Origin of the sequence: Lysinibacillus sphaericus (assembly GCF_002982115.1) — a bacterium.
Taxonomy (GTDB): Bacteria; Bacillota; Bacilli; order Bacillales_A; family Planococcaceae; genus Lysinibacillus; species Lysinibacillus sphaericus.
Genome location: NZ_CP019980.1, coordinates 4614004 through 4639270, shown reverse-complemented (window position 1 = coordinate 4639270; position 25267 = coordinate 4614004). Strand labels below are relative to the sequence as shown.

Here is a 25267-nt window from a genome sequence, read left to right as displayed (position 1 = left end):
TGTACTAGATTAATAGTATAAAACACATTGAATAATTAGAATTTTCGCACTGAAAGGAGCTTTTGACTGTGGAAGTTTTACGACAGCTTGTGTCGCAGGACAAACATATCACATCATTTTTACAGGAGATTCAGAGCGGCAATACAGCATCACAGCTTATTACAGGTTTAACAGGAAGCGCACGACCAGTTATGGTTGATGCGTTATTTGAACATGTGCAAAAACCCATCTATATTGTGTCACCCAATTTATTGCAGGCGCAAAAGATGGCGGATGAGCTTGTTGGGTTATTAGGAGAGGAACATGTTCACTATTACCCAGCCGATGAATTTATTGCTGCTGACTTAGCAGTTGCCTCGCCAGAGCTTCGAGCAGAGCGTATTGCGACGCTTGATTGCCTTGCGAGAGGTGAAAAAGCTGTTTATATTATCCCAATTGCTGGTTTAAGAAAAATGATGCCGCCAAAAGAGCAGTGGATTCATTATTTTTTACAGACAGCAGTCGGAGACGAAGTACAAATTGAGGAATGGTTACAGACGCTCGTAGCTATGGGCTATGTTCGTAATTCAATGGTAACGACACCTGGGGAGTTTGCGTTGCGTGGAGGGATTTTGGATATTTATCCGCCCTATTTAGAGGCGCCGATTCGAATTGAGCTATTTGATACAGAAGTGGACTCCATTCGTACATTTTCTGCGGATGACCAGCGTTCGATTGATAAATTGCGAGAAGTGCGTATTTTACCAGCATCAGAAGTAATTTTGACAATGGAAGAGCGAATTGCTTTAGCAGGTCGATTAGAGAGTGCGCTAGCGACAAGCTTGAAAAAAGTTAAGAAGCAGGAGACAAAAGAGCTGCTGTATCAACATATTCAGTATGATATTGAATTGTTGCAACAAGGGAACTTACCTGACTTTGTAAATAAATATGGCTCGTTGCTATATGATAAAACAGCTTATTTAGGCGACTATTTTGCACAAAATGGCATTGTATTATTTGATGAGCTAGGTCGTATTCAGGAGGTAATGGATGCCTGGGAACGTGAAGAGGAAGAATGGTTTTTATCGTTAATTGAAGAAGGGAAAATGGTACATGATGTGAAACCAGCCTTTTCTTTAAAGGAAATACTGGCGATGCTGTCGCAGCAGAAGCTTTATTTCTCGCTATTTTCTCGTACGTTTGCGGGTATTACCTTTTCTAAAACGACTAATTTTTCATGTAAACCGATGCAACAGTTCCACGGACAAATGGCATTATTACAAAGTGAAGTTGAACGATGGCAGCTTGGGAAATTTACCGTTCTAATCGTTGCTAGAGATAAAAACCGTGTGAAACGTGTACAGGAAATGCTTGAGGAATATGATATTCATGCAACAATTGGAGAGCCTAATGAACCAGGTTTGTACATTGTAGAAGGCGGATTATCGAGTGGTTTTGAACTACCATTGCAACGTTTGGCAATTGTGACAGAGGATGAATTATTTAAACAACAAGCAAAGAAAAAATCACGCCCTCAAAAGATGACAAATGCAGAGCGTATTAAAAGCTATACAGAAATTAAAGCTGGCGACTTTGTCGTGCATGTGCATCATGGGATTGGGAAATACATTGGTGTAGAAACGCTAGTAGTTAATGGCACACATAAGGATTACTTGCATATACGCTATCGTGCAGACGATAAATTATATGTACCTGTGGAGCAAATAGATTTAATCCAAAAATATGTGGCATCTGAAGACCGCGAACCGAAGCTACATAAATTAGGTGGAGCAGAGTGGAAAAAAGCGAAAGCAAAGGTTTCCTCTGCCGTACAAGATATTGCAGATGATTTAATAAAGCTATACGCCAAGCGAGAAGCAGAAAAAGGGCATGCTTTCGCACCGGATAATGACGATCAACGTAATTTTGAGGCATCGTTCCCTTATGAAGAAACTGAGGATCAGCTTCGTTCCATAGTGGAAGTGAAACGTGATATGGAACGTGAACGACCGATGGACCGCCTTGTATGTGGTGACGTAGGTTATGGTAAAACCGAAGTAGCCATTCGTGCAGCTTTTAAAGCCATTCAGGACGGTAAACAAGTTGCCTTTTTAGTGCCTACGACGATTTTAGCGCAACAACACTACGAGACAATCCGTGATAGATTTCAGGATTTTGCTATCAATGTCGGCTTATTATCTCGTTTCCGTACGAAAAAAGAGCAAGTAGCGACTTTAAAAGGATTAAAAGAAGGGCAAGTAGATATTGTAATAGGGACTCATAGAATCTTATCTAAAGATTTAACGTTCCAAGATCTTGGCCTATTAATTGTAGATGAAGAACAGCGTTTTGGTGTTACCCATAAGGAAAAAATAAAACAATTAAAAACGAATGTGGACGTTTTAACATTAACCGCAACGCCTATTCCGAGAACGTTGCATATGTCTATGGTAGGTGTTCGTGATTTATCGGTTATTGAGACACCTCCTGCCAATCGATTCCCAGTACAAACCTATGTTATGGAGCATAGTGGGGCACTTGTGCGCGAAGCCATTGAGCGAGAAATGGCGCGTGGTGGTCAAGTATTTTACTTATACAATCGAGTTGAGGATATGGCACGTAAAGTTGAGGAGATTCAAATGCTTGTCCCGGAAGCGCGTATCGGCTATGCTCATGGCAAAATGACGGAATCGCAATTGGAATCTGTGATTTTAGCCTTTATTGAAGGGGATTATGATGTTTTAGTAACGACTACAATTATCGAAACAGGTGTTGATATTCCGAATGTAAACACACTGATTGTCCATGATGCAGATCGCATGGGCTTAGCACAGCTTTACCAATTACGTGGCCGTGTAGGTCGCTCAAATCGAGTGGCATACGCTTACTTTATGTATCAACGTGACAAAGTACTTACGGATGTAGCTGAGCAACGATTACAAGCGATAAAAGAGTTCACAGAGCTCGGATCTGGATTTAAAATTGCTATGCGTGATTTATCCATTCGAGGGGCTGGCAATTTATTAGGTGCGCAACAACATGGCTTTATTGATTCAGTTGGTTTTGACTTGTACTCCCAAATGCTAGAAGAGGCCATTGCAGAGCGACAAACTGGCGTGAAAAAAGAAGAGAAACCAGAGATAGAAATTTTACTCAACGTGGATGCTTATATTCCTGATGCGTATATACCAGACGGCTATCAAAAAATTCAGATGTATAAGCGCATTAAAGCGATGGACCAAGTGGATGAATACGAAGAAATTATGGAAGAATTACAAGACCGTTTTGGTGATTTACCAATTGAAACAGAACGATTGCTGCGTATTGCACGCATGAAGATTTGGGGATTAGAAATGGGCGTTTCTTCTATTAAGGAAAAGCAAAAGGTCATCTCCATTTTGCTATCTGAGGAAGGTTCAGCCAAGGTGGATGGAAGTAAAATTGTAAGCGAGACGATGAAGTTTGAGCGAGCTGTTGGCTTCGGTATGGATAGTATGCAATTGATATTGACAATTGATGAGCGTAAATGCATAAAATACCATCATTTTGATATATTAGAAGAAATAATGCAGATTATTGCAAATTCCAAAAAAAATATGTGAAAAAAGGCTGAACTTGTTGACAAATTGGCAAGTTCAGCCTTATTGTATGAAAAGACAAATTTTTATTAAAAAAAATTAATGTTGGATTCATAATCCTTTTCGTTCATTTTTTGCATAGATTGTCTCAAGAAAAACCATACTATTGTTGAAGAAAAATTTTAATGAATACGAAAGCGAGGCAGTTTAGCATGAAAGCAACAGGAATTGTTCGTCGTATAGATGATTTAGGACGTGTGGTAATACCAAAGGAAATTCGTAGAACGCTACGTATTCGTGAAGGTGACCCGTTAGAAATTTATACGGACCGTGAAGGTGAAATCATTTTGAAAAAATATTCTCCAATTAATGATTTAGGAGAATTCGCCCGTGAATATGTGGAAACATTATATGAAACACTAGGCACGCCGGCATTTGTAACAGACCGAGACGAAGTAATCGCTGTTGCAGGGATTGGTAAGAAGGAATACATTAATCGTCGTATTACATCCTTTGCGGAAGGTTTTATGGACGAGCGTTCAACAAAAATTGAGAAGATGGAAACAACAATTGAAATTGTTCCTGGACAATATGAGCAAGTTAAATCCTATTGTGCAACACCAATCATGGTGAACGGGGATCCTATTGGTTGTATTATTGTTTTATCTAAAGTACATTTTGTTGGCGAAGTAGAAGTAAAAGTTGTGGAAACAGCTGCTAACTTCTTATCAAAACAAATGAATAATTAATGAACATCGAAAGTTATTGTCATAACTCTTTTTAGGGTGAACAATAACTTTTTTTGTATACATAAAGCATTGCTGATACCAAAGATTGTTCAGGTGAGCGTCAAACTTTTGAGGTATGCTATACTATTGGCATTGTTAAACGAAGGAAAGAGGACAATGTATGTCGGAACGATTTGGTATGAAAAGTTACATGAAGGGTGCAGCATTATTAACCATTGCGGCACTCATTGTGAAGATTTTAAGCGCAATTTATCGTGTGCCTTTTCAAAACCTTGTAGGTGACGAAGGATTTTATATTTACCAACAAGTGTATCCTGTAATATCCATATTTGTAGTATGGACATCGAGTGGTTTTGCTGTAGCAATTTCCAAAATGCTAGCCGATAATGATTGTGTGGTCGATGTGGAAGAACGTACACAGAGAAGACGAAGCATTATGCGGATTATATTTCGTTATTTAACGATACTCTCCTGGGTATTTTTTATTGCATTATTTGCTGGTGCGGACGTCATTGCGAAAATGATGGGAGATGCAAATCTTGCTCCTTTATTACGGACAGGGTCATTTATTGTATTGGTTATGCCTGCACTTGCTATTTTTAAGGGAGGCTTTCAATCCAGAGGGATCATGGAGCCAATTGCTTATGCACAAGTTTTGGAGCAAACGGTAAGGGTTGCTGTTATTTTGACCGGTACGTTTATCATAATGGCGACGTCAAAATCTCTCTACGGTGCTGGTCAGATGGCGATTATCGGGACCGTTATTGGAGAAGGCGTAGGCTTATTACTAATTGCGTATCTCTTTAGAAAACGCTTTGGTTCATTTATAGGAAAACAGCAACAACGCTTAGCCAGTTTTCCAGTGTTAAAAGAAGTGACACTACTAAGTTTAAGTGTAAGTATGAGTAGTTTATTACTGCTTGGTTATCAACTAGTCGATTCTTTTACTATCTATTCGCTATTAATAGATAGCGGGATGGACCATACGATAGCGAAGGAAACGAAAGGGATTTACGATCGTGGACAACCATTAGTGCAACTTGGTGTTGTCATCGCTGCCTCATTATCTCTAGCAATCGTTCCGCTCGTTGCCCATATGTCAAATAAGCAAAATGGACGTAGTGCGTTGCCATTTATACAATTGACATATAGAGCTTCTATATTATTTGGCTGGGCTGCTTCACTAGGGTTAATATTAGTGATGCCTTATATAAATACAATGCTGTTTAAAACAGATGCATTATCGGAAGTACTGATGCTATATGTACTCCAAATTGTACCGTTGTCTATTATTTTGACATTTACAGCGATTTTGCAAGGTTTTGGGAAATTAAAAAAGCCAGCCCTGTTTTTAATGACAGGTTTTTCGTTGAAAGTACTGCTAAATGTGTTCACAATTAGGACATTAGGTGTTTTAGGTGCTGCTATTGCAAATAATGTGGGTCTGTTGTTCACAGCGTTAGCGCTTGTTTTTTACTTAAAAAAATTAACGGGTATGCAATTAGCACCTGCTAGTTTTTACAAAAAGATTAGCATTGCATCATTATGTATGGCAATAGCAGTCATACTTTGGCTTCAAATTACCCCATCTTTATTAGATGGTTTATTATCTCAACGTTTAGTGGCAGTGGTTGCTGGTTTTAGTGCAGTTTGTATTGGTGCATTTGTTATGATTACGTGCATTGCCAAGCTACGAGTACTGGCTGAAAAAGAATGGTATCTACTGCCTTTCGGTCGAAGAATGGCAGTGTATCAACTATGGTTAAATCGAAAGAAGTAGGTGGAATGAATGAATAATACATTAACAATAATTGGTCTTGGCGCTGGTGATTTCAATCAGTTGCAAATGGGCGTATATAAAAAATTAATGGCAGCCGAAAAGTTATTTGTTCGGACGGTGGATCACCCAGTATTAGATGAGTTAGCTAACGAAGGCTTACAATTTGAAAGCTTTGATGCAATATATGAAAAGCATCATACGTTCCAGCCAGTGTATGAAGAAATTGCACAACGATTAATTGAAGCGACTAAAATTGGAGATGTGATGTATGCTGTGCCAGGCCATCCGCTAGTGGCAGAGCAAACAGTGCAATTGCTAATTCAAGCTGCGGATGAAGGTAAAGTGAAGGTAGTGATTGAAGGCGGACAAAGCTTCTTAGATCCTATTTTTGGTGCGTTAAAAATCGATCCGATTGAGGGCTTTCAATTACTCGATGGCACTAGCTTTTCCATGCATGACATTAATATGCGTCAGCACATTTTAATTGCGCAAGTATATGATACATTTAGTGCATCTGAAGTAAAGCTGACTTTAATGGAAAAATATGATGATGAATATCCGGTAACTGTTGTTACGGCAGCGGGTTCCTCACAAGAAAAGCTTGTAACAGTGCCACTGTATGAGCTAGATCAAAGCGTCGAAGTAAATAATTTAACAACGGTTTATGTACCTCCAGTCACATCACAGGAAGAGGCTTTACGTGATTGGACAACATTCCGCCAAATAATTGCCACTTTACGTGGGCCAAATGGCTGCCCATGGGATCGAAAACAAACACATGAATCACTTAAAAAATATTTACTAGAAGAAGCACATGAATATTTGGCCGCTGTAGATGCAGAAGATGATTTTGCGATGATCGAAGAACTTGGAGATGTGTTACTACAAGTATTTTTACATGCACAAATAGGAGAAGATCAAGGCTACTTCACACTTGAGGACGTGTTGGCTTCCGTTAGTGAAAAAATGATTCGTCGACATCCTCATGTATTTGGAGATGTATCAGTGGAGGATGCAGATGGTGTTGTCGCTAATTGGGAAGCGATTAAGGCAGAAGAAAAGGGTATTAGTGACAAACCACTGCTAGAAGAAGAATACCGCCCGTCATCCGCGTTGCAAACGGCATACAATTATCAAAAAAAGGCTGCAAAAGTTGGCTTTGATTGGCCAGATGTAGAAGGTGCTTGGGATAAGTTTGCGGAAGAGTGGCAGGAATTTCGTCAGGAAGTGGCGAAAGGGTCTAATGGAACACGACTCGATGAATTTGGCGATGTTTTGTTTACACTTGTAAACTTAGCGCGCTTTTATAAGCTATCACCTGAAGAAGCAATGTTGCATGCAAATGAGAAATTTGCACGACGTTTTGGCTATGTTGAAGCGAAGGTAAAGGCGAGCGGTCAGCCATTTTCAAATTATACACTAGAACAATTAGATGCTTTTTGGGATGAAGCCAAGCAGCTTGAGAAGGAGTAAAAACATGCGATTAGATAAATTTTTAAAAGTTTCACGATTAATCAAACGACGTACGTTAGCAAAAGAAGTCGCTGACCAAGGTCGTATTACTATTAATGGTAAAGTAGCGAAGGCTAGTAGCAGTGTGAAGGCTGGCGATGAATTAGCGATTCGCTTCGGTCAAAAAATTGTTACAGCACGTGTGGAAGAATTACGTGATACAGTGAAAAAAGAAGATGCAGCAAAGATGTTTACAATTTTAAAAGAAGAGCGTCTTGAAAAGGTTGAGCCTGAATTTATTGATGATGAGGACTAATAAAAATTACTTTAGTAGAAACCTGCCGCTAATGTAGGCGGGCAAAACGCTAGCTAAAAAGACGAGAAGGTGCTAGTGATAATATATAGTTGTGCAGGATTGCCAACAATTTGAATGGCAGATTTGCCAAAGTGTCATGGATAGCAGAGTAGGTAACGTTGTAAATTTTTCTTCTTAAAAGTAAGGCAACTTCCATAAAGTTTGTCATGCTTTGAAGGTTGTCCGCATAAAGTGAACAGAAGCTAGGACGACTAAAGGAGGAAAAAAATGACGCTACATCAAGAAAGTAATCGTTACACAATTCCATCTGGAGAGCATATTTTAACGATTCGTAATCGTAAAAGAATGGACATGACTTCTGTAAAATCAATTGAACGCTTTGATCAGGAAGAGTTTTTTATCAAGACGTCCCAAGGGCATTTATTGATTCGTGGAGAGGAACTGCATATCGTTCACTTAGATGTTGACAAAGGGTTATTGACACTTGAAGGAACTGTAAAAACCTTGCAGTATGACGAGGAGGAAAGTGGCTTCTCGAAAGGTTTCCTTCATAAATTGTTTGGATGATTGTTAGTCAGCAATTCGTTCAGCTATTAGTCATGGTTGTGAGCGGTATAGCAGTGGGATTTATAATTGATAGTGTAAGGCTCATAGTTTTTTCAACTCCAAAAAAGTCAAGCCTCCGAAAGTGGATGATGGTGTTAGAGCTACTGACATGGATTCTGCTTGGAGGGTTAACGTATTATTTATTATTTTGGCTAAAAGATGGCGCGTGGCGGGCTTACGACCCGCTAGCGCAGATTGCTGGTATATTTTTATATCAGACTTTTTTTCAAACCTTTTTACGTTTCATGGCACGCATTGTAGTGAATATAACATGGAGACCTTTTTGGTTTATTGTCCGATTAATAATCGCTATTATTCGACAAATATTACAGATATTCATTAAAATTGCTGCGTTCGTCTTAAGGCCTTTTGTCAAAATTTATTCGTATTTGTCCTACACTTTATTAAAAAAATTTCGATATATCAAGTATAATAAAAGACAACAATAACTTCGGAGGTGCGGGCATGACTAGACGTCATTCATCAAAAGATGAACAGAAAAACTACACCAAGCTTGATAATGACTATGTCCGTAACACGGATAAGGCTATAAATCGTAAAGTGCAATCGCGTAAACGAAAAATGCGTCGTATTGTCTTTTTTGCGATTGCGCCAGTCGTTATCATCGCCTTTCTCTTAAATATACTTGCCCATCAGTCTGAAACGCTAGCTACAAAGGAAAAGAAAAAAGAAGAAGCCAATCAGCATTTGATGAAGGTAAAAGAGGAACAGGATTCACTCAATCTTAAAATTAAACAATTAGAAGATGATGAGTATATTGCAAAGTTATTGCGTAAAGAGTACTTCTTATCTGAGGAAGGCGAAATTATTTTCATTATGCCAGATAAGGAAGATAAAAAAGACGACTGAAAAGCTATGTATTGTTGACACTCTTTTTTAGTTATATATAATGAAAAGAGAAACTTATTGAAGTAAAAAGTTTGATTAAATTGATTACATGGCTCAAAAGAGTCGCTTAATTTTTAAGGAGGAGCATTTTTTTTATGTCAATTGAAGTAGGCAGCAAGGTACAAGGTAAAGTAACAGGAATCACAAATTTTGGAGCATTCGTTGAGCTGCCAGACGGCAAAACAGGCTTAGTACACATCAGTGAAGTTGCTGACAATTATGTAAAAGATATCAATGAGCATCTAAAAGTTGGAGATGAAGTTGAAGTAAAAGTGATGAATGTTGAAGCGGATGGAAAGATCGGTCTTTCAATCCGTAAAGCAAAGCCTCAAGCTGAGAGACCAGAGCGTCCTCAACGTCCGCGTCGTGACAATCGTTCTAACGATCGTAACGAACGCCATCAGCCGAAGGAAAACTTTGAGCAAAAAATGGCACGTTTCTTAAAAGATAGTGATGAGCGTTTAGCAACATTAAAACGTGCTACAGAGTCAAAACGTGGTGGTCGCGGGGCTAGAAGAGGGTAGTTTGCTGACTGTTTTAATCGTAGAAAAAGTGTATTAAATAGAACGGAGATTAGCTTTTGTTTATGACAAAGGCTAATCTTTTTTGGTTTAAAGTCTATAGAATATGTATATTTGGAATGATAAGGGTCAAAAAAAAACGTAATTCCAAAAGATTGAAACTACGCAAATAAAGAAAACACCTTATAATGTTGAGGTTGGTCTTTTCTTCTTCTTAGGAGCAGGTGCAGGTTGCTCCTGTGTTGTTTTAACTGTCTTTTGCGCTGGCTGGGACACCATTTTTACGAGTAAGTACACGCCGTATACGCTTACGACTAGTCCAGTAAGGAGTAAAAATATTTGTATGGCAAACGGTAAGTTAATGAGTATGGATACGAGAATAATCATGGAGCCACTCCCGCAAATTAAAGCTGCTTTCGTTAATAAACTCAAAGAAAGGTAACCTCCTAATAACATGTGCATTTTATCATAAGTATGCCATAGTTTTGGCAAAGAGGCATACGAAAAGTGCTGATGTAAGTTGGTAAGGCATTATAGCCAATTAATATGGATGTTGATTTGCACTGAGGATGGACTTGCCATGTGATGCTCAACAAGTACTATCGGTTCTTGTTTACAAAAGGTTTCACTTCAGTATTGTTAAAAACACAAAAAAAATAAAAGGCATCAAGGAGTTAAACTTCACTCTTGATGCCTTTTATCGACAATTTAAACGGCTTAGAAAATACTTCTAAGCCATTTTGCAGTATGACCCCTACGGGATTCGAACCCGTGTTACCGCCGTGAAAGGGCGGTGTCTTAACCGCTTGACCAAGGGGCCAATTATGGTGGCGGCCGAGGGGATCGAACCCCCGACCTTACGGGTATGAACCGTACGCTCTAGCCAGCTGAGCTAGGCCGCCGAAATGTTATTGGAGCGGAAGACGAGGTTCGAACTCGCGACCCCCACCTTGGCAAGGTGGTGTTCTACCACTGAACTACTTCCGCATTTCTTTTTTAAGGACAAGTTAAATAATACAATCCATTAAACCAAGTGTCAATATTCTTTATGAAAAAAGTTTAATAAAAATCTTAAAAAAATGAAAAAGCATCTATTTGCATGAGAACAAACACCATGAGCGCATGAATATCAGCGCAAAAAATGACGTTAGCACCATAAAAACACGTAATAATAGAATATTCCGAAAAATATTTACTGTAATTTTGCACAGTATCCTATTTTTTTAGTACTTGCTGACAATTAACGTATTTATGCATATGTATTCGTCGAAATGTTTATATTTTTTTTTGCCATCGTCAGACAATCTTTCCACACATAATTTCTTATAATAACGAAAAAGTGTAGAAAGGGGATTATGTAATGACTAGTGTTGAATGGTATGAAACAGCGAATGTAGACGACCAAAAATCGGGGGCAAGAAAAAGGCAATTGCTGATAGGTTCCCTATTTTTCTTAACATCCTTTTTTTTAGCTCAATCTGTGGTGTTTGAAGCAGCTGTACCTTTCTCTGTCCCGTTTTGGGCGATTATTCGCAGTAAATATAAAGAGTATGCGAAGTTCGTCTTAATAGGCGGTTTAATAGGCTGTTATTTCCTTGGTTTTGGACAAGTCCTCATTCTAGCATTACAAATAGGCATGTATGAATGTATACAACGTTTCCGATATTGGCAGTTACCTCAAAGTATTGCCGTTTCACTTGCAGTACTTATCGTACAAGTATTATGGCAAGGAGTAATGCACCAAGGGCTTCCGCCAGTGCTTGTACAATTTTATGTAGGATGTGAAGTAGCTTTAGCGCTCATTATGACGTTATTTATGCAAGTGCTTTTTGTTAACTCCTATGAGTGGTTTACAAGCCATTGGACATATGAACGGCTAGGCTCAGCATTAGTTGTATTTGCGGCTATGCTTACGGGGATGCAGGCCGTCGTCATTAGCTATTTTTCTCTACCCATTTTTTTATTACAACTACTTATTTGTTTTGGTGCATCGGTGGGAAGTGTGCCGCTAGCTACTGTAATAGGAGCGGTATTAGGAGCACTTATAGGTGTGGCAAAGTTATCTTTTACAGGGATGTTGTCGGTTGCAACCTTAACGGGGCTTTGTGCAGGTATGGGGGCTCGTGCAGGGAGATTTGGTGTAGCAATTGGTAGCATTTTGCCGAGTGTGTTTTTTTTATTTTATGACGCAACGTTGCCATTAGATAGCGTGTACTTCACGTCAATTGCTATAGGCAGTTTGCTTTTTTTAGTTCTTCCTAAAAGCTATTCAGATAAAGTGCGTAACAAGCTTTTCCCACAACGTGAAGAAGTGTTATTAGCTAGGCAACATTGGTTGACAGAACATGTTACATTTAAGCTAGAGCACTTTCAACATTTCGTTCATTTCATGAAAGAACTTGTATTTGAACGCTTTATGACGGCCCCTGTAGCAGTGAAAGAAGAAGTGGCTCCTATGAATACATGTTTAAGTTGTTTTCGCCATGATCGGTGCTGGGGAGCGCAAAATAATGGCATGGACAAGCTTATGACAGATTGGTTTCATATGAAAGGTGTAGGGAAAGAATCGTCTATCCACCGTGTGGAAGAGCAAATTCGATATAAATGTGTTAAATCAACAAAAATTTTCGAGGAATTGGAGACGGAACTGTATAGGGAGCGTATTAATGGACAGTATTTTCATGGTAAAAAAATGATTGCCCTTCAGTTACGCGATATGAGTAATCATCTTAGTCAGTTAATTGCAGAGATGAAAGAAGAAACAATCTCTTTCGTCAGCGTAGAGAAGGATATTATTCAACGCTTGAAGGATGCTCATATCGAGTGTTTTCAGCTTGATGTGCTGAGCAATAAGGCGGGAGCGCGAAAAATCGTATGTGCACTAGCTCCTGCACGTGTTAATTGGGAAGAGGATACAACAGTAGCAGAGCGTATGATTTTGCCAATTTTATACGATATTTTTGAAGAACCGTTTGAAATCGATAAAGTTGTTGCGTGTGATGTACCATTTCGTCACATTCAAGTAAGCTTTAGATCAGCTATTAGCTTTGAAGTAGAGTATGATATATATAGCATGTCAAAAGATGCAACGCTATATTCAGGTGATTCACACGCGCTATTCCAACTGCATCCAGGGTTATTTGCCATATTGTTGTCTGATGGTATGGGACAGAGTAAAGAAGCACAGCATGAGAGTAGAAAATTGATTCATTTAATGCGGGAATGTTTGAATTTCAATATGAATCCGGAGACCGCGATGCATACCTTACATTATGTGATGTCTCTTAAGCAACAGGATGATATGTACGCTACGCTCGACTTTGCTCTAGTCGATTTACAACATGGCGATTTATGGTCGTGGAAGGCGGGGGGCATGTCCACCTATATTTTACGAGGCAAAGAGGTATTGAAAGTAGAGAGTAACGCAGCACCTGTTGGGTTTTTGTCGATTTCGGCGGTTGAAGCTGAAAAAAGAAAGCTCAAGGCGGGCGATGTTATACTAATGCATTCCGATGGCCTGTTTTCAAGTATTGCCGATTGGGATGAGCAAGAAGAAGCCTTTTTAGCATTCGCACAGCAGGTAGCAAGCACAAATAAAACCATACAAGATAAGTTAACAACAATCATGCAGTCCTTCCAATCGTACTATGCAATAGAGGATGACTGTACGGTATTGATGTTAGAGGTTACCCACGTCGTGCCAACATGGGCTGTATTTAAACCGGCTCAATATTCCATGAGTAAATCTTCGTAAAAAGAAACGAAAAGGGGAGGAGAAGCGTTTGTCATTTGAATTAAAGGTCAAACAATATATTGATGAAGAGCAATTATTACAGCAAGACGACCATCTTCTCGTCGCCGTTTCGGGTGGTGTAGATTCAATGGCACTACTCCATTACTTTATGAAAACTAAAGAGCAATGGGGCATTGAGGTCGAGGCAGTGCATGTCGATCATATGTTAAGAGGTGAGGCATCCGCTGAGGATAGAGCTTTTGTCCAACGCTATTGCGATAAATATGGCATTAGGTTGCATGCAACAGCCATTCCCATTCCAGAAATTTTAGCACTGGAAAATGGCAACTCACAGTTAGTTTGTCGTCGAGAACGCTATCGTTATTTTGCAGAAGTTATACATAAAACGATGGCAACCAAGCTTGTAACTGCACATCATGCGGACGATCAACTGGAGTCAGTATTAATGGCCCTGACGAAAAATGCTACGATGAATAGTATGCAAGGTATTCGTCCAAAGCGTATTTTTGCAGGAAAATCATTAATTCGTCCGTTTTTAACGGTTACAAAGTCCGAAATAAGGGAATATTTACGGAAGCAGGGTTTGAATTATCGTGAAGATGCGAGCAATCTGAAAGACTCCTACGTAAGAAATCGTTATAGACACCACGTAGTACCCCTATTGGAGGCGGAAAACCCACGTGTAGCTGAGCAGGCGAGTCGATTTACAAAGCATTTGCAAGAGGATGATGCGTACTTAATGACACTTGCACAAGACATATTTTCAAAAACAGTAAAAATATACAACGAAAATATGTATAGTATGGAGATAGAAGCATTTGAAATGGTAGCACCTGCTTTACAAAGGAGGCTCATTTTAATACTATTAAACTATCTTTACAAAGATTCAAATACGATACAAAGTTATGCTATCTTAACTTCGCTTTTAAAGCTTTGTGAAACAACATCTGGGTATGCAGAAATTCACTTACCAGAAGGTTTTATGGCAGTTCGCCGTTATGGCAAATTGACGATTCAGAAAAGCGAATCATTAGAAAGTGAAATTTACCCTGAAAAAGGAATTGTTTTAACTGCTAATGATAGGACAACATTAAAAAATGGTGTCCGTCTATCTGTCGTTAAGCTGTCTGAATTAGCATCCGAATTGCTTACGGATAGTGCACAACTTTTTTACTTTAACGCTAACAAACTTACACTTCCACTCTATATTAGGGCACGTAAGGAAGGAGACCGAATGCTGTTAAAAGGAATGGATAAGCCAAAACGTTTATCTCGCCTTTTTATAGATGAAAAGATTCCTTTAAATGAGCGAAATAGCTGGCCGTTACTGATTTCTCAATCTAACGAGGTCGTAGCGGTAATTGGTGTGCGTATGGGTGTTTATTTTTCAACTACGCCGCAACCAAGCGATGATACAGTGCTCATCGTAGACTAATGGTCTTTGTAAAATATTTCACCTACATACAGGTTGAAAATTTTTGATACACACGAGGAGGAATCAATATGTTACAAAATGACATCGAAAAAATTATGATTACAGAAGAACAACTGCAAGAAAGAATCGCTGAGCTAGGTGCCCAATTGACAGAGGAATATCAAGATTCATTCCCGTTAGCTGTTGGCGTACTTAAAGGCGCGATGCCCTTCATGACAGACTTAATGAAACGTTTTGATTCTTTTATTGAGCTAGATTTTATGGATGTATCTAGCTATGGTAATGCGACTGTTTCATCTGGTGAAGTGAAAATTTTAAAGGATTTAAACACAAGTGTTGAAGGTCGTGATGTATTAATTATCGAGGACATCATCGATAGCGGGTTAACACTAAGCTATTTGGTGGATTTATTTAAATACCGTAAAGCAAAATCCATTAAAATTGTAACGCTTTTAGACAAACCATCAGGGCGAAAAGTAAACCTTGCTGCTGATTATGTTGGCTTCAAAGTTCCCGATGGCTTTGTTGTTGGCTATGGTTTAGACTACGCTGAGAAATACCGTAATTTACCGTATATTGGTATTTTAAAGCCGGAAGTTTATTCATTGTAATGCCTTAGCCCACTTGGATTAAAAAGTGGGTACAAGTTAATGCCTCCAGCGGATGACTTAGTTAAAAAACAATTCTCTTTCGGACGCATCGAAAGCTGCGCCAAAAGAGAATTACCGGTTGCAAATTCGCTGGGATTGTAATTAGTGGGAGTAAATATGTTTAGATTTCGACAAAATTCGAACGAAACTTTTTTTAAGTAAGGCTTTTCGTTGTATGATGAAATCATGATATGTTAAGATTTTACTTATAATTTTTCTGTTTGTAATGAGGAGGCTGGAGATGAATCGAATATTTCGATATACCATATTCTATTTACTGATTTTCCTAGTGATCATTGGTATATTTGGTACTTTCAATGGCGGTAAATCGCCGACGAAAGAAATTACTTACCCAGAGTTTTTAGAAGCTCTTGATAAGAATGAAATTACAGAAGCAAAAATTCAACCTGATAAATCAGTATATATTGTTGAAGGTTCCATGAAAGGTTATGAAAAAGGCGAAAGTTTCACAGTGAACCTTCCCCGCGATAACCAATCATTGATGGATCGAATCGATGAAGCTGCTAAGGATAAGAATAGCAATATAGATTTCTTGAAAGCACCAGAAACGAGTGGATGGGTACAGTTCTTTACAGGTATTATTCCATTCATCATTATCATCTTCTTATTCTTCTTCCTAATGAGTCAATCTCAAGGTGGCGGCAATAAAGTAATGAGTTTTGGTAAAAGTAAAGCTAAGCTTTATGATGACCAAAAGAAAAAAGTTCGTTTTACTGATGTAGCGGGTGCAGATGAAGAGAAAGCGGAACTTGTAGAGGTCGTTGATTTCTTAAAGGATCACCGCAAATTCACTGAAATAGGTGCTCGTATTCCAAAAGGTATCTTACTTGTAGGTCCTCCAGGTACAGGTAAAACATTACTTGCTCGTGCAGTAGCAGGTGAAGCTGGCGTACCATTCTTCTCGATTTCAGGTTCTGACTTCGTGGAAATGTTTGTCGGTGTAGGTGCTTCACGTGTGCGTGATTTATTTGAAAATGCGAAGAAAAATGCTCCATGTATCATTTTCATTGATGAAATTGATGCTGTAGGTCGACAGCGTGGTGCTGGTCTTGGCGGTGGTCACGATGAACGTGAGCAAACATTGAACCAATTATTAGTTGAAATGGATGGCTTCGGTGCAAACGAAGGGATTATTATTATCGCGGCAACAAACCGTCCAGATATTTTAGATAAAGCGTTATTACGCCCTGGTCGTTTTGACCGTCAAATTACAGTAGGACATCCTGATGTAAAAGGTCGTGAAGCCATTCTAAAAGTGCATGCTCGCAATAAGCCTCTTTCGGATTCAGTCGATTTAGCAGCTGTAGCACAACGTACACCAGGCTTCTCGGGTGCGGATTTAGAAAACTTATTAAACGAAGCTGCACTTGTAGCAGCACGTAAAAGTAAACGTACGATTAATATGGCCGATATCGATGAGGCATCTGACCGTGTTATTGCAGGTCCAGCGAAAGCGAGCCGCGTTTACTCTGCAAAAGAGAAAAAGCTTGTATCCTTCCATGAAGCGGGTCACGTTGTTGTTGGTCTAGAGCTTGATGAAGCAGATACAGTTCATAAAGTAACAATCGTACCACGTGGTCAAGCGGGTGGTTATGCGATTATGTTACCGAAGGAAGAACGTTTCTTCACAACAAAACAAGAGCTGTTAGACCGTATTGCGGGACTTCTTGGTGGTCGTGTAGCTGAAGAAATCGTGCTAGGTGAAGTATCTACTGGGGCTCATAATGACTTCCAAAAGGTAACAAGCATTGCACGTGCAATGGTTACAGAATATGGTATGAGTGAAAATCTTGGTGCGATGCAATTTGGGTCAAGTCAAGGTGGGAATGTATTCCTTGGTCGTGACTTCAACTCTGATCAAAACTACTCAGATTCAATTGCTTATGAAATCGATAAAGAAATGCAAAAAATTATCGATACGCAGTATGAACGTACTAAACGTATTCTGACAGAAAAACGCCATTTACTTGATTTAATTGCGAATACTTTAATGGAAAAAGAAACATTAAATGCGCAAGAAATCGAACATTTACGTGATCATGGTGTTTTACCAGAACCTGAAGCGGTGGAAAACGTTGTAGAACAAGCGCCTAAAGCTGAAGCACAACCAACTTTAGAAAAAGTCGGTAAACCTGTTCTTGAAAAAGAATTGCTAAGCGAAGCGCCAAATCCAACAACAGCGGATTTACCAAAAGAAGGTTTCGACCAAAAGGATGCTCCTAAAGGGATCGACGAAAAACGTGATTAATCACATAAAAGACTGCTTATGAAATTTTCATAAGCAGTCTTTTTCTTTGCTTTTTTTTTGCATGAAGCATTACGATGTAAATAGTATGTTATGCATCTGCATAATGGTTAGGAGTGTTGAACATGGAAAACGTAACATTGAATAATGGACTAGAAATGCCTTTAGTAGGCTATGGTGTATTCCGTGTACCAGATGGAGATGATTTGGCTGAAGCTGTTAAAACGGCTATCGCAAAAGGTTATCGTAGCATAGATACTGCACAAGTGTACCGTAATGAGGAAAGCGTTGGGCGAGGAATTCGCGCAGCAATTGATGAAGGTCTAGTTGCGCGTGAGGAGCTTTTTGTAACTTCAAAAGTTTGGAATGACGGACTTTCTTATGAAGAGACACTTGCCGCATACGCTAGCAGTTTAGAAAAATTAGGTTTAGATTATTTAGATTTATATTTAATTCATTGGCCAGGTTTAGATACGAACTATATTGAGGCATATAAAGCGCTTGAAAAAATTTATCAGGACGGGCGTGTTCGTTCCATTGGTGTCAGCAATTTTCATGTACATCATTTAGAACAATTATTAAAAGAAACAACGGTTATTCCTGTTATCAATCAAATAGAATTTCACCCCCATCTGACACAGGAAGAAGTACGTAATTATTGCAAAGAACATCGTATTCAAGTTGAAGCATGGTCACCATTAATGAATGGTTCTTTGTTGGAGGAAGCGTTAATTCAACAGTTAGCAAGTAAATACAACAAAACACCAGCACAAATCGTTTTGCGATATGATGTTCAACATGGTGTTGTAACAATCCCAAAAACAATGACACCATCACGTATGACTGAAAATTTAGATGTTTTTGATTTTGCATTAGCTGATGAAGAAATGGCACAGTTAGATGCTATGAATGACGGCTTGCGTTGCGGACCAGACCCTGAAAAATTTAATTTTAAATAATGGTTACGGAGCTACCTTCTAAAATGTAGGGTGGCTCCTTTTATCGTAAGTAGTAATGCTATTTCATTGGCTTAAAAGTGTGGTATCATTTTCTAAAGTGTTCAAACTTTATTTGGTGTTCAGCGAAGCGCCTTCTTAAACTGAAAATAAGCGCCTCTAGTTCGATGAAGTGAAGTTACACAAACAAACGTTTGCTGATAGTAATGAAACTCAGTCGGTTTCATGGGGGCGAATTTAATATGGAGGCATCGGCCATGATTTTAGTATTGGATGCAGGAAATTCAAATATTGTATTGGGAGTCTATGATACAAATGATCAGCTCGCTTTTCATTGGCGAATGGTTACGGATCTTCATAAAACGGAAGACGAATATGCGATGCAAGTACTCGCTTTTTTTAACCATGCAGGCATTTCATTTGAACAAATTACTGGCATTATTATATCCTCGGTTGTACCGCCGATTATGTTTTCGTTAGAAGCAATGTGCAAAAAATATTTCCGGAAAAAACCATTGGTCGTTGGACCCGGTGTAAAAACAGGTTTAAACATTAAATATGAAAACCCACGAGAGGTTGGTTCAGATCGAATCGTAAACGCTATAGCAGGGCTCGATGCTTATAAAGCACCGTTAATTATTGTGGATTTTGGTACGGCAACAACATATTGTTATTTGAATGAAAAAGGCGATTATATGGGCGGTGCTATTGCTCCAGGCATTTCGATTTCAACAGAGGCACTTTATACGCAGGCAGCTCGATTACCACGTATTGAAATTCTTCGATCTACACATATTGTTGGAAAAACAACCGTTTCTGCGATGCAGGCCGGCATTTTTTATGGTTTTGTTGGACAAGTGGAGGGCATTGTTAATCGCATGAAGGCACAAAGTAAAGAAGAGCCACTTGTTATTGCAACTGGAGGATTAGCCAATTTAATTGCTGGGGAGACGCAAGTGATAGATGTCGTTGATCCATTTTTAACATTAAAAGGTTTATATAAGTTATATAAACGTAACCAATAAGAAAAGAGGGACTTTTCATTTATGAAAGATTATTTAGTTCGAGGTTTAGGATTTAATGGGCAGGTGCGTGTTTTCGCTGCTTGTACAACAGCAACTGTAGGAGAAGCACAACGCCGTCATAATACATGGCCAGTTGTGTCTGCAGCTCTTGGTCGTTCCATGACTGCTGGTGTCATGATGGGAGCTATGTTAAAAGGTCAAGAAAAGATTACCATTAAAATCGAAGGTAATGGTCCAATCGGTCCTATGGTAATTGATAGTAACGCTCAAGGTGAAGTGCGTGGTTTTGTAACAAATCCACACGTGCATTTTGATTTAAACGAACAAGGCAAGTTGGATGTACGAGCTGGTGTCGGGACGGAAGGCGCGTTAACGATTGTCAAGGATCTGGGCTTACGTGATATGTTCTCTGGCCAAACACCAATTATATCTGGAGAAATTGCAGAAGATTTTACTTACTATTTTGCAACATCTGAACAGGTGCCTTCATCTGTAGGGCTTGGTGTACTAGTTAATCCGGATAATTCTATTCTAGCGGCGGGCGGCTTTATTCTTCAACTTATGCCGGGCTGTGAAGAAGAAACAATCGACGCAATCGAGCAACATTTAGCGACGCTAGAGCCTGTATCGAAAATGATTGAAAAGGGCTATACGCCAGAGCAAATTTTAGAGGCTGTATTAGGAGAAGGAAAAGTCCAAATTTTAGATTCAATGCCGGTTGAATTTAAATGTCAATGTTCAAAAGAGCGATTTGGTGCAGCAATTTTAGGTTTGGGTTCGCAGGAAATTCAAGAAATGATTGATGAAGATGGTGCGGCTGAAGCACAATGTCACTTCTGTTTAGAAACATATCATTTCTCAAAAGAAGAACTAGAAGGTTTTATCGATGAGCTCAACGCGTAATCGGAGACCACAGACATCTTCAACACCCAACCAAACGCCCTTATTGCAACGCCGTTTAAAAACAAAGCCGGCTTTAATAGTTATTGCTATCTTATTACTAGGGAATTTTTTATGGTTTATTGCTTGGTTAATTCCAAATAAAGGTCAGGAAATTGGTAGCGACGAACAAGTCGCTGCCGTTGATGGCGATGTAATAACACGCCAAGAGTGGATGATTGCTATGGAAGAACGCTATGGTAAAGAAACTCTCCAAAACTTAGTGAATGAATCTGTTATGGAAAAGGCTGCTGATAAATATAAAATAAAAGTGTCTAATCAAGAGATTGATTTAGAACTTGCGTTAATGCGTTCAGCTCAAGATAAATTCGATACAGCATTGCAAAATCTTTCGGCCGACCAGTTAAAGCAGAAAATTCGCTCTGGGCTTATTTTAGATAAAGTACTAACAAAAGATGTTGTGATTAAAGAAGACAGTATTAAAAAATACTATGAAGAAAATAAAGCGTTATATAATACTGACACAAGTTATCGTACAAATTTTATTGAGGTAGACTCAAAAAAAGCTGCTGAAGAAGCGTTAAGTGAACTAAAAAATGGGTCTGATTTTTCTGTGCTGGCACGTGAAATTTCAATTGACAGTGCATCGGCTAGCTTAGGTGGAGACATAGGGTTCTTAACAGAGAAGCAGGGCAATATTGATCCAGCTCTGTTAAAAGCGGTTAAAACGTTATCGGCAAATGAAATTAGTAAGGTATTTAAGTTAGATAATGGCCATTACGGAATTGTGCAAGTTCAAGAAGTAATAGAAGGTCAATCCTTTACATATGACGATGTGAAAGAACATATCGAACGGGAGCTTGCGTTGGAGCAATTGCAACAATCAATAACACCTGAAGCATTTTGGTCTGAATTTAAGGCGACTTGGTATTATGGTGAAGAAAAGAAATGATAAAAGGAAGCCAGAAAGTAACGTACTTTCTGGCTTCAAATAAATATTCTGAAAATATAAGCTTTATTGATTGACAATGCAACTGGAAAATTGATAAAATACAAAATAAGTAAAACCTATAAAATTAGTAGGGATTAGGAGTGGAAAAATAAATGAGTAGATTAGCGAACTCAGTAGCTGAATTAGTTGGTAAAACACCAATTGTAAAATTAAATCATGCAACAAGTGAAAATGAAGGTACTGTATATGTTAAATTAGAGTATTTTAACCCAGGGAGCTCAGTAAAAGACCGTTTAGCGTTGGCGATGATTGAAGCTGCTGAAAAAGACGGAACGTTAAAACCAGGTGGTACGATTATTGAACCTACTTCTGGTAATACAGGAATTGGATTAGCAATGATTGCTGCAGCTAAGGGCTATAAAGCAATTTTAGTAATGCCAGAAACAATGAGTTTAGAGCGACGTAATTTACTGCGTGCTTATGGTGCTGATTTAGTGTTAACACCTGGACCAGCTGGCATGAAAGGTGCCATTTCAAAGGCGGAAGAGTTATCTGCAGAGCACGGATACTTTTTACCACAGCAATTCACTAACCCAGCAAACGCAGTTGTTCACCGTTTAACAACAGGGCCAGAAATCGTGGAAGCTTTTGACGGCTTGAAATTAGATGGATTTGTTGCAGGTGTTGGTACAGGTGGTACAATTACGGGTGCTGGTAGCGTATTAAAAGAGAAGTACCCAGAAATTGAAATTATTGCTGTTGAGCCAAAAGATTCTCCAGTACTTTCAGGAGGTCAACCAGGTCCACATAAAATCCAAGGTATTGGTGCTGGATTCGTGCCTTCTGTTTTAGATACAGACGTTTATTCTTCAGTATTCCCTGTAGAAAACGAAATTGCGTTTGAAGTAGCACGTAAAGTAGCGCGTGAAGAGGGTATTCTATGCGGTATTTCTTCAGGTGCAGCAATCTATGCAGCAATTGAGACAGCAAAACGCTTAGGTAAGGGCTCAAATGTCCTTGCAATCGTACCTTCAAATGGTGAGCGTTACCTATCTACACCTTTATACCAATTTGAAGACTAATTTTCAGACAAAATGACATCCTTCTAAAAGGGAGTCTTATAGACTGTAGGCAATCTCAAAAATTTGAGAGTGTGCCTACAGTTTTTTTTATGGAAGAGCCGCTATTTGACGAGAAGGAGCAACTTTTAGTCTGCAACTTAATTCTTAAAAAGACTATATACAAAACGCCTGCATGGAACAAAAATGGCTGATATTCCCTCGCTATTTTGAGCAAGAAATCGTGCTATTAGACATGAACAGTATTGGCAATCGGTTGTAGCAAGAAGTGGCATTTATAGTTATTTATTTTAGGAGCAAAAAAAATTCGCATCTCTGCATTTTTCACGTTAAGATGGAATCACATCATATGATCCAAAGGGGAAGAACAACGTGAATACATTATCTACGAAATCAGTGAAAATGGACGCAGACGCGTTTTTTTATAGCTATAAAAAGCAAACGACAGATGAAAAAGCCCATGTATTTTTAGAGAGTGGACGTGGGGGACACTATTCGATCGCCGCATGGCAGCCATTAGCAACTGCTCAATCAATTGAGGGTGGTTTGCTTATAGAGTGGAGAGATGGCACCCGCGAAATGTTATACGGGGAGCCACTTGATTTGTTAGAACAGTTAGTAGCGAACTATCAATTAACTTATGATGCTAAACTGCCTGTTTTCCAAGGAGGCGCCATCGGTTTTGTGTCATATGATTACGCACGGAAAATTGAGGAGCTGCCAGAACTAGCAACAGATGATTTAAAGGTGCCAGATATTTATTTTTATTTATTTGATTGTTGGGCAGTACATGATGTTAAGACAAATGAAGTAACGTTTATGAAGTTAGCAAACTGTGATGTGAACCTTGAAGAGCGAGCACATGCTTGGCAAGTAGCGGCACAGGAAGGTTTGCAGTTAAGGAAATTTGAAAAGACAAATGCTGTTGAAGTGGTAAATGATGAAAGTGAACTGCTTGTGTCATTTGCAGGCACTGCCTTTGAAGCTGCTGTGAGGAAAATTCAAAGCTATATAGCACAAGGTGACGTGTTTCAAGTGAATTTATCAGTTCGTCAATCGAAAAAATTAAATGCTACAGCAATGGATGTTTATGAAGCGTTACGTGCATTTAATCCTTCGCCATATATGGCGTATATTGAAGCCCCTGATTTTGCGGTTGTGTCTGGTTCACCAGAGCTATTGGTGAAACGCCAAGGTAAGGAGTTATCAACACGACCAATAGCAGGAACGCGTCCGAGAGGAAAGTCTGATGAACAAGACATTGCGTTGGCACAGGAGTTAATTGATAACGAGAAGGAGCGAGCAGAACATGTGATGCTCGTTGATTTAGAACGCAATGATTTAGGGAGAGTATCAGCATACGGTACAGTGGAGGTCGATGAGTTTATGGTCATTGAACGCTATTCCCATGTCATGCATATTGTGTCAAATGTGCGTGGTGAGATAGCTGAAGGAAAGACCAATGCGGATGTCGTTCGAGCGATGTTCCCAGGTGGGACGATTACAGGAGCACCTAAAATTCGTACGATGGAAATTATTGAAGAATTAGAACCAGTCCGTCGAGGGTTATATACGGGTTCCATTGGCTGGTTAGGCTATACAGGGGATATGGAGTTGAATATTGTAATACGAACAGCGTTTGTTAAAGATGGGATGGCCTATATCCAAGCTGGTGCAGGAATAGTTATTGATTCTGTTCCGGAAAGAGAATACCAAGAATCTTTAAATAAAGCAAAAGCTATGTGGCAGGCTAAGGCAATGGCGGAGGAGCGAGCAAAATGATTTTAATGATTGATAACTATGATTCTTTTACATATAATCTTGTGCAGTATTTTGGAGAATTTGGACATGAGTTAATTGTAAAAAGAAATGATTCGCTCACAATTGCGGATATTGAAAAACTTGCGCCCGATATGATTGTGATTTCTCCTGGGCCTTGTAGTCCGAACGAAGCTGGTGAAAGTCTAAACATCATTCGATATTTCGCGGGAAATATTCCTATTTTAGGGGTGTGTCTTGGACATCAAGCAATAGCTCAAGTTTTTGGAGGACATGTTATTCGTGCAGAACGTTTAATGCATGGTAAAACGTCTCCGGTGTTGCATGCGGAAAAGGGCCTACATGCAGGTATGCCCAATCCATTTCAAGCAACACGATATCATTCGCTCATTGTGGAAAAAGAAAGCTTACCAGCCTGTTTTGATGTGACAGCGTGGACTGCAGAAGGAGAAATTATGGGGATTCGGCATAAAGAGTATCCAATCGAAGGAGTTCAATATCATCCAGAATCTATTATGACGGAACAGGGGAAAAAGCTTCTACGTCATTTTATCGAATTGTATGTAGAAGGAGCGAAGTAA

The 25267-nt window shown here is 39.1% G+C and carries 21 protein-coding genes and 3 tRNA genes; 20 read left to right on the top strand and 4 right to left on the bottom strand.

Annotated features, from left to right (window positions below; all coding sequences use genetic code 11):
- Positions 1-68 precede the first annotated feature (68 nt).
- The 9 genes from mfd (at position 69) to LS41612_RS22780 (ending at position 9893) form a co-directional block, all read left to right on the top strand.
- On the top strand, positions 69-3581 hold the full coding sequence (gene mfd / locus LS41612_RS22820) for a transcription-repair coupling factor (RefSeq protein WP_024362595.1): 3513 nt from the start codon (positions 69-71) through the stop codon (positions 3579-3581).
- Positions 3582-3769: 188 nt separating this feature from the next.
- Complete coding sequence (spoVT, locus tag LS41612_RS22815) at positions 3770-4306, top strand: stage V sporulation protein T (protein ID WP_024362596.1); 537 nt, start codon at positions 3770-3772, stop codon at positions 4304-4306.
- Between the two features lie 160 nt (positions 4307-4466).
- Positions 4467-6086, top strand: a complete 1620-nt coding sequence (locus tag LS41612_RS22810) for a putative polysaccharide biosynthesis protein (protein ID WP_024362597.1) — start codon at positions 4467-4469, stop codon at positions 6084-6086.
- Between the two features lie 9 nt (positions 6087-6095).
- Positions 6096-7559 (top strand): bifunctional methyltransferase/pyrophosphohydrolase YabN, encoded by a 1464-nt coding sequence (gene yabN / locus LS41612_RS22805; RefSeq protein WP_024362598.1) that lies wholly within the window; start codon positions 6096-6098, stop codon positions 7557-7559.
- Positions 7560-7563: 4 nt separating this feature from the next.
- Positions 7564-7854 carry an RNA-binding S4 domain-containing protein gene (locus tag LS41612_RS22800; RefSeq protein WP_024362599.1) on the top strand — a complete coding sequence of 97 codons (291 nt, stop codon included), beginning with the start codon at positions 7564-7566 and terminating at the stop codon, positions 7852-7854.
- A 267-nt stretch (positions 7855-8121) separates the two neighbouring features.
- A complete protein-coding gene (gene yabP, locus LS41612_RS22795; RefSeq protein WP_004229167.1) occupies positions 8122-8421 on the top strand; it encodes a sporulation protein YabP in 300 nt (99 codons plus the stop codon).
- Complete coding sequence (yabQ, locus tag LS41612_RS22790) at positions 8418-8909, top strand: spore cortex biosynthesis protein YabQ (protein WP_024362600.1); 492 nt, start codon at positions 8418-8420, stop codon at positions 8907-8909. The genes yabP and yabQ overlap by 4 nt, the downstream gene beginning before the upstream one ends.
- 16 nt (positions 8910-8925) lie before the next feature.
- The gene (locus tag LS41612_RS22785) at positions 8926-9330 is read left to right on the top strand and encodes an FtsB family cell division protein (protein ID WP_024362601.1); all 405 of its coding nucleotides are present in this window, start codon (positions 8926-8928) and stop codon (positions 9328-9330) included.
- 134 nt (positions 9331-9464) lie between these two features.
- The gene (locus LS41612_RS22780) at positions 9465-9893 is read left to right on the top strand and encodes a S1 domain-containing RNA-binding protein (protein WP_024362602.1); all 429 of its coding nucleotides are present in this window, start codon (positions 9465-9467) and stop codon (positions 9891-9893) included.
- Positions 9894-10073: 180 nt separating this feature from the next.
- On the opposite strand, the gene LS41612_RS22775 is transcribed toward LS41612_RS22780, so the two are convergent.
- The 4 genes from LS41612_RS22775 to LS41612_RS22760 all read right to left on the bottom strand — a co-directional run bounded on the left by LS41612_RS22775 (position 10074) and on the right by LS41612_RS22760 (position 10877).
- Positions 10074-10322: an SND2/TMEM208 family protein gene (locus tag LS41612_RS22775; protein WP_024362603.1), complete on the bottom strand. Its 249-nt coding sequence runs from the start codon at positions 10320-10322 to the stop codon at positions 10074-10076.
- A 316-nt stretch (positions 10323-10638) separates the two neighbouring features.
- Positions 10639-10710 (bottom strand) — tRNA-Glu (locus tag LS41612_RS22770).
- A 5-nt stretch (positions 10711-10715) separates the two neighbouring features.
- Positions 10716-10792, bottom strand: a tRNA-Met gene (locus tag LS41612_RS22765).
- Positions 10793-10802: 10 nt separating this feature from the next.
- Positions 10803-10877: transfer RNA gene (locus LS41612_RS22760), tRNA-Gly, on the bottom strand.
- 373 nt (positions 10878-11250) lie between these two features.
- On the opposite strand from LS41612_RS22760, the gene LS41612_RS22755 reads away from it, so the two are divergent.
- The 11 genes from LS41612_RS22755 (at position 11251) to pabA (ending at position 25267) form a co-directional block, all read left to right on the top strand.
- Positions 11251-13644 carry a SpoIIE family protein phosphatase gene (locus LS41612_RS22755; protein WP_024362604.1) on the top strand — a complete coding sequence of 798 codons (2394 nt, stop codon included), beginning with the start codon at positions 11251-11253 and terminating at the stop codon, positions 13642-13644.
- 28 nt (positions 13645-13672) lie between these two features.
- The gene (gene tilS, locus LS41612_RS22750) at positions 13673-15079 is read left to right on the top strand and encodes a tRNA lysidine(34) synthetase TilS (protein WP_024362605.1); all 1407 of its coding nucleotides are present in this window, start codon (positions 13673-13675) and stop codon (positions 15077-15079) included.
- A 68-nt stretch (positions 15080-15147) separates the two neighbouring features.
- Entirely contained in the window at positions 15148-15690 is a 543-nt protein-coding gene (gene hpt, locus LS41612_RS22745; protein ID WP_024362606.1) for a hypoxanthine phosphoribosyltransferase, read from the top strand.
- A 280-nt stretch (positions 15691-15970) separates the two neighbouring features.
- Entirely contained in the window at positions 15971-17998 is a 2028-nt protein-coding gene (gene ftsH, locus LS41612_RS22740) for an ATP-dependent zinc metalloprotease FtsH (RefSeq protein ID WP_024362607.1), read from the top strand.
- 122 nt (positions 17999-18120) lie between these two features.
- On the top strand, positions 18121-18954 hold the full coding sequence (locus LS41612_RS22735; RefSeq protein WP_024362608.1) for an aldo/keto reductase: 834 nt from the start codon (positions 18121-18123) through the stop codon (positions 18952-18954).
- Positions 18955-19208: 254 nt separating this feature from the next.
- Positions 19209-19976 carry a type III pantothenate kinase gene (locus LS41612_RS22730; RefSeq protein WP_024362609.1) on the top strand — a complete coding sequence of 256 codons (768 nt, stop codon included), beginning with the start codon at positions 19209-19211 and terminating at the stop codon, positions 19974-19976.
- Positions 19977-19997: 21 nt separating this feature from the next.
- Positions 19998-20879, top strand: coding sequence for an Hsp33 family molecular chaperone HslO (gene hslO / locus LS41612_RS22725; RefSeq protein ID WP_024362610.1), 882 nt, complete (start codon positions 19998-20000; stop codon positions 20877-20879).
- A complete protein-coding gene (locus tag LS41612_RS22720) occupies positions 20863-21828 on the top strand; it encodes a peptidyl-prolyl cis-trans isomerase (RefSeq protein ID WP_024362611.1) in 966 nt (321 codons plus the stop codon). Before hslO ends, LS41612_RS22720 begins: the two co-directional genes overlap by 17 nt.
- A gap of 152 nt (positions 21829-21980) precedes the next feature.
- Positions 21981-22910, top strand: a complete 930-nt coding sequence (gene cysK / locus LS41612_RS22715; protein WP_024362612.1) for a cysteine synthase A — start codon at positions 21981-21983, stop codon at positions 22908-22910.
- Between the two features lie 369 nt (positions 22911-23279).
- Positions 23280-24689 (top strand): anthranilate synthase component I family protein, encoded by a 1410-nt coding sequence (locus LS41612_RS22710; RefSeq protein WP_024362613.1) that lies wholly within the window; start codon positions 23280-23282, stop codon positions 24687-24689.
- The gene (pabA, locus tag LS41612_RS22705) at positions 24686-25267 is read left to right on the top strand and encodes an aminodeoxychorismate/anthranilate synthase component II (RefSeq protein ID WP_024362614.1); all 582 of its coding nucleotides are present in this window, start codon (positions 24686-24688) and stop codon (positions 25265-25267) included. The genes LS41612_RS22710 and pabA overlap by 4 nt, the downstream gene beginning before the upstream one ends.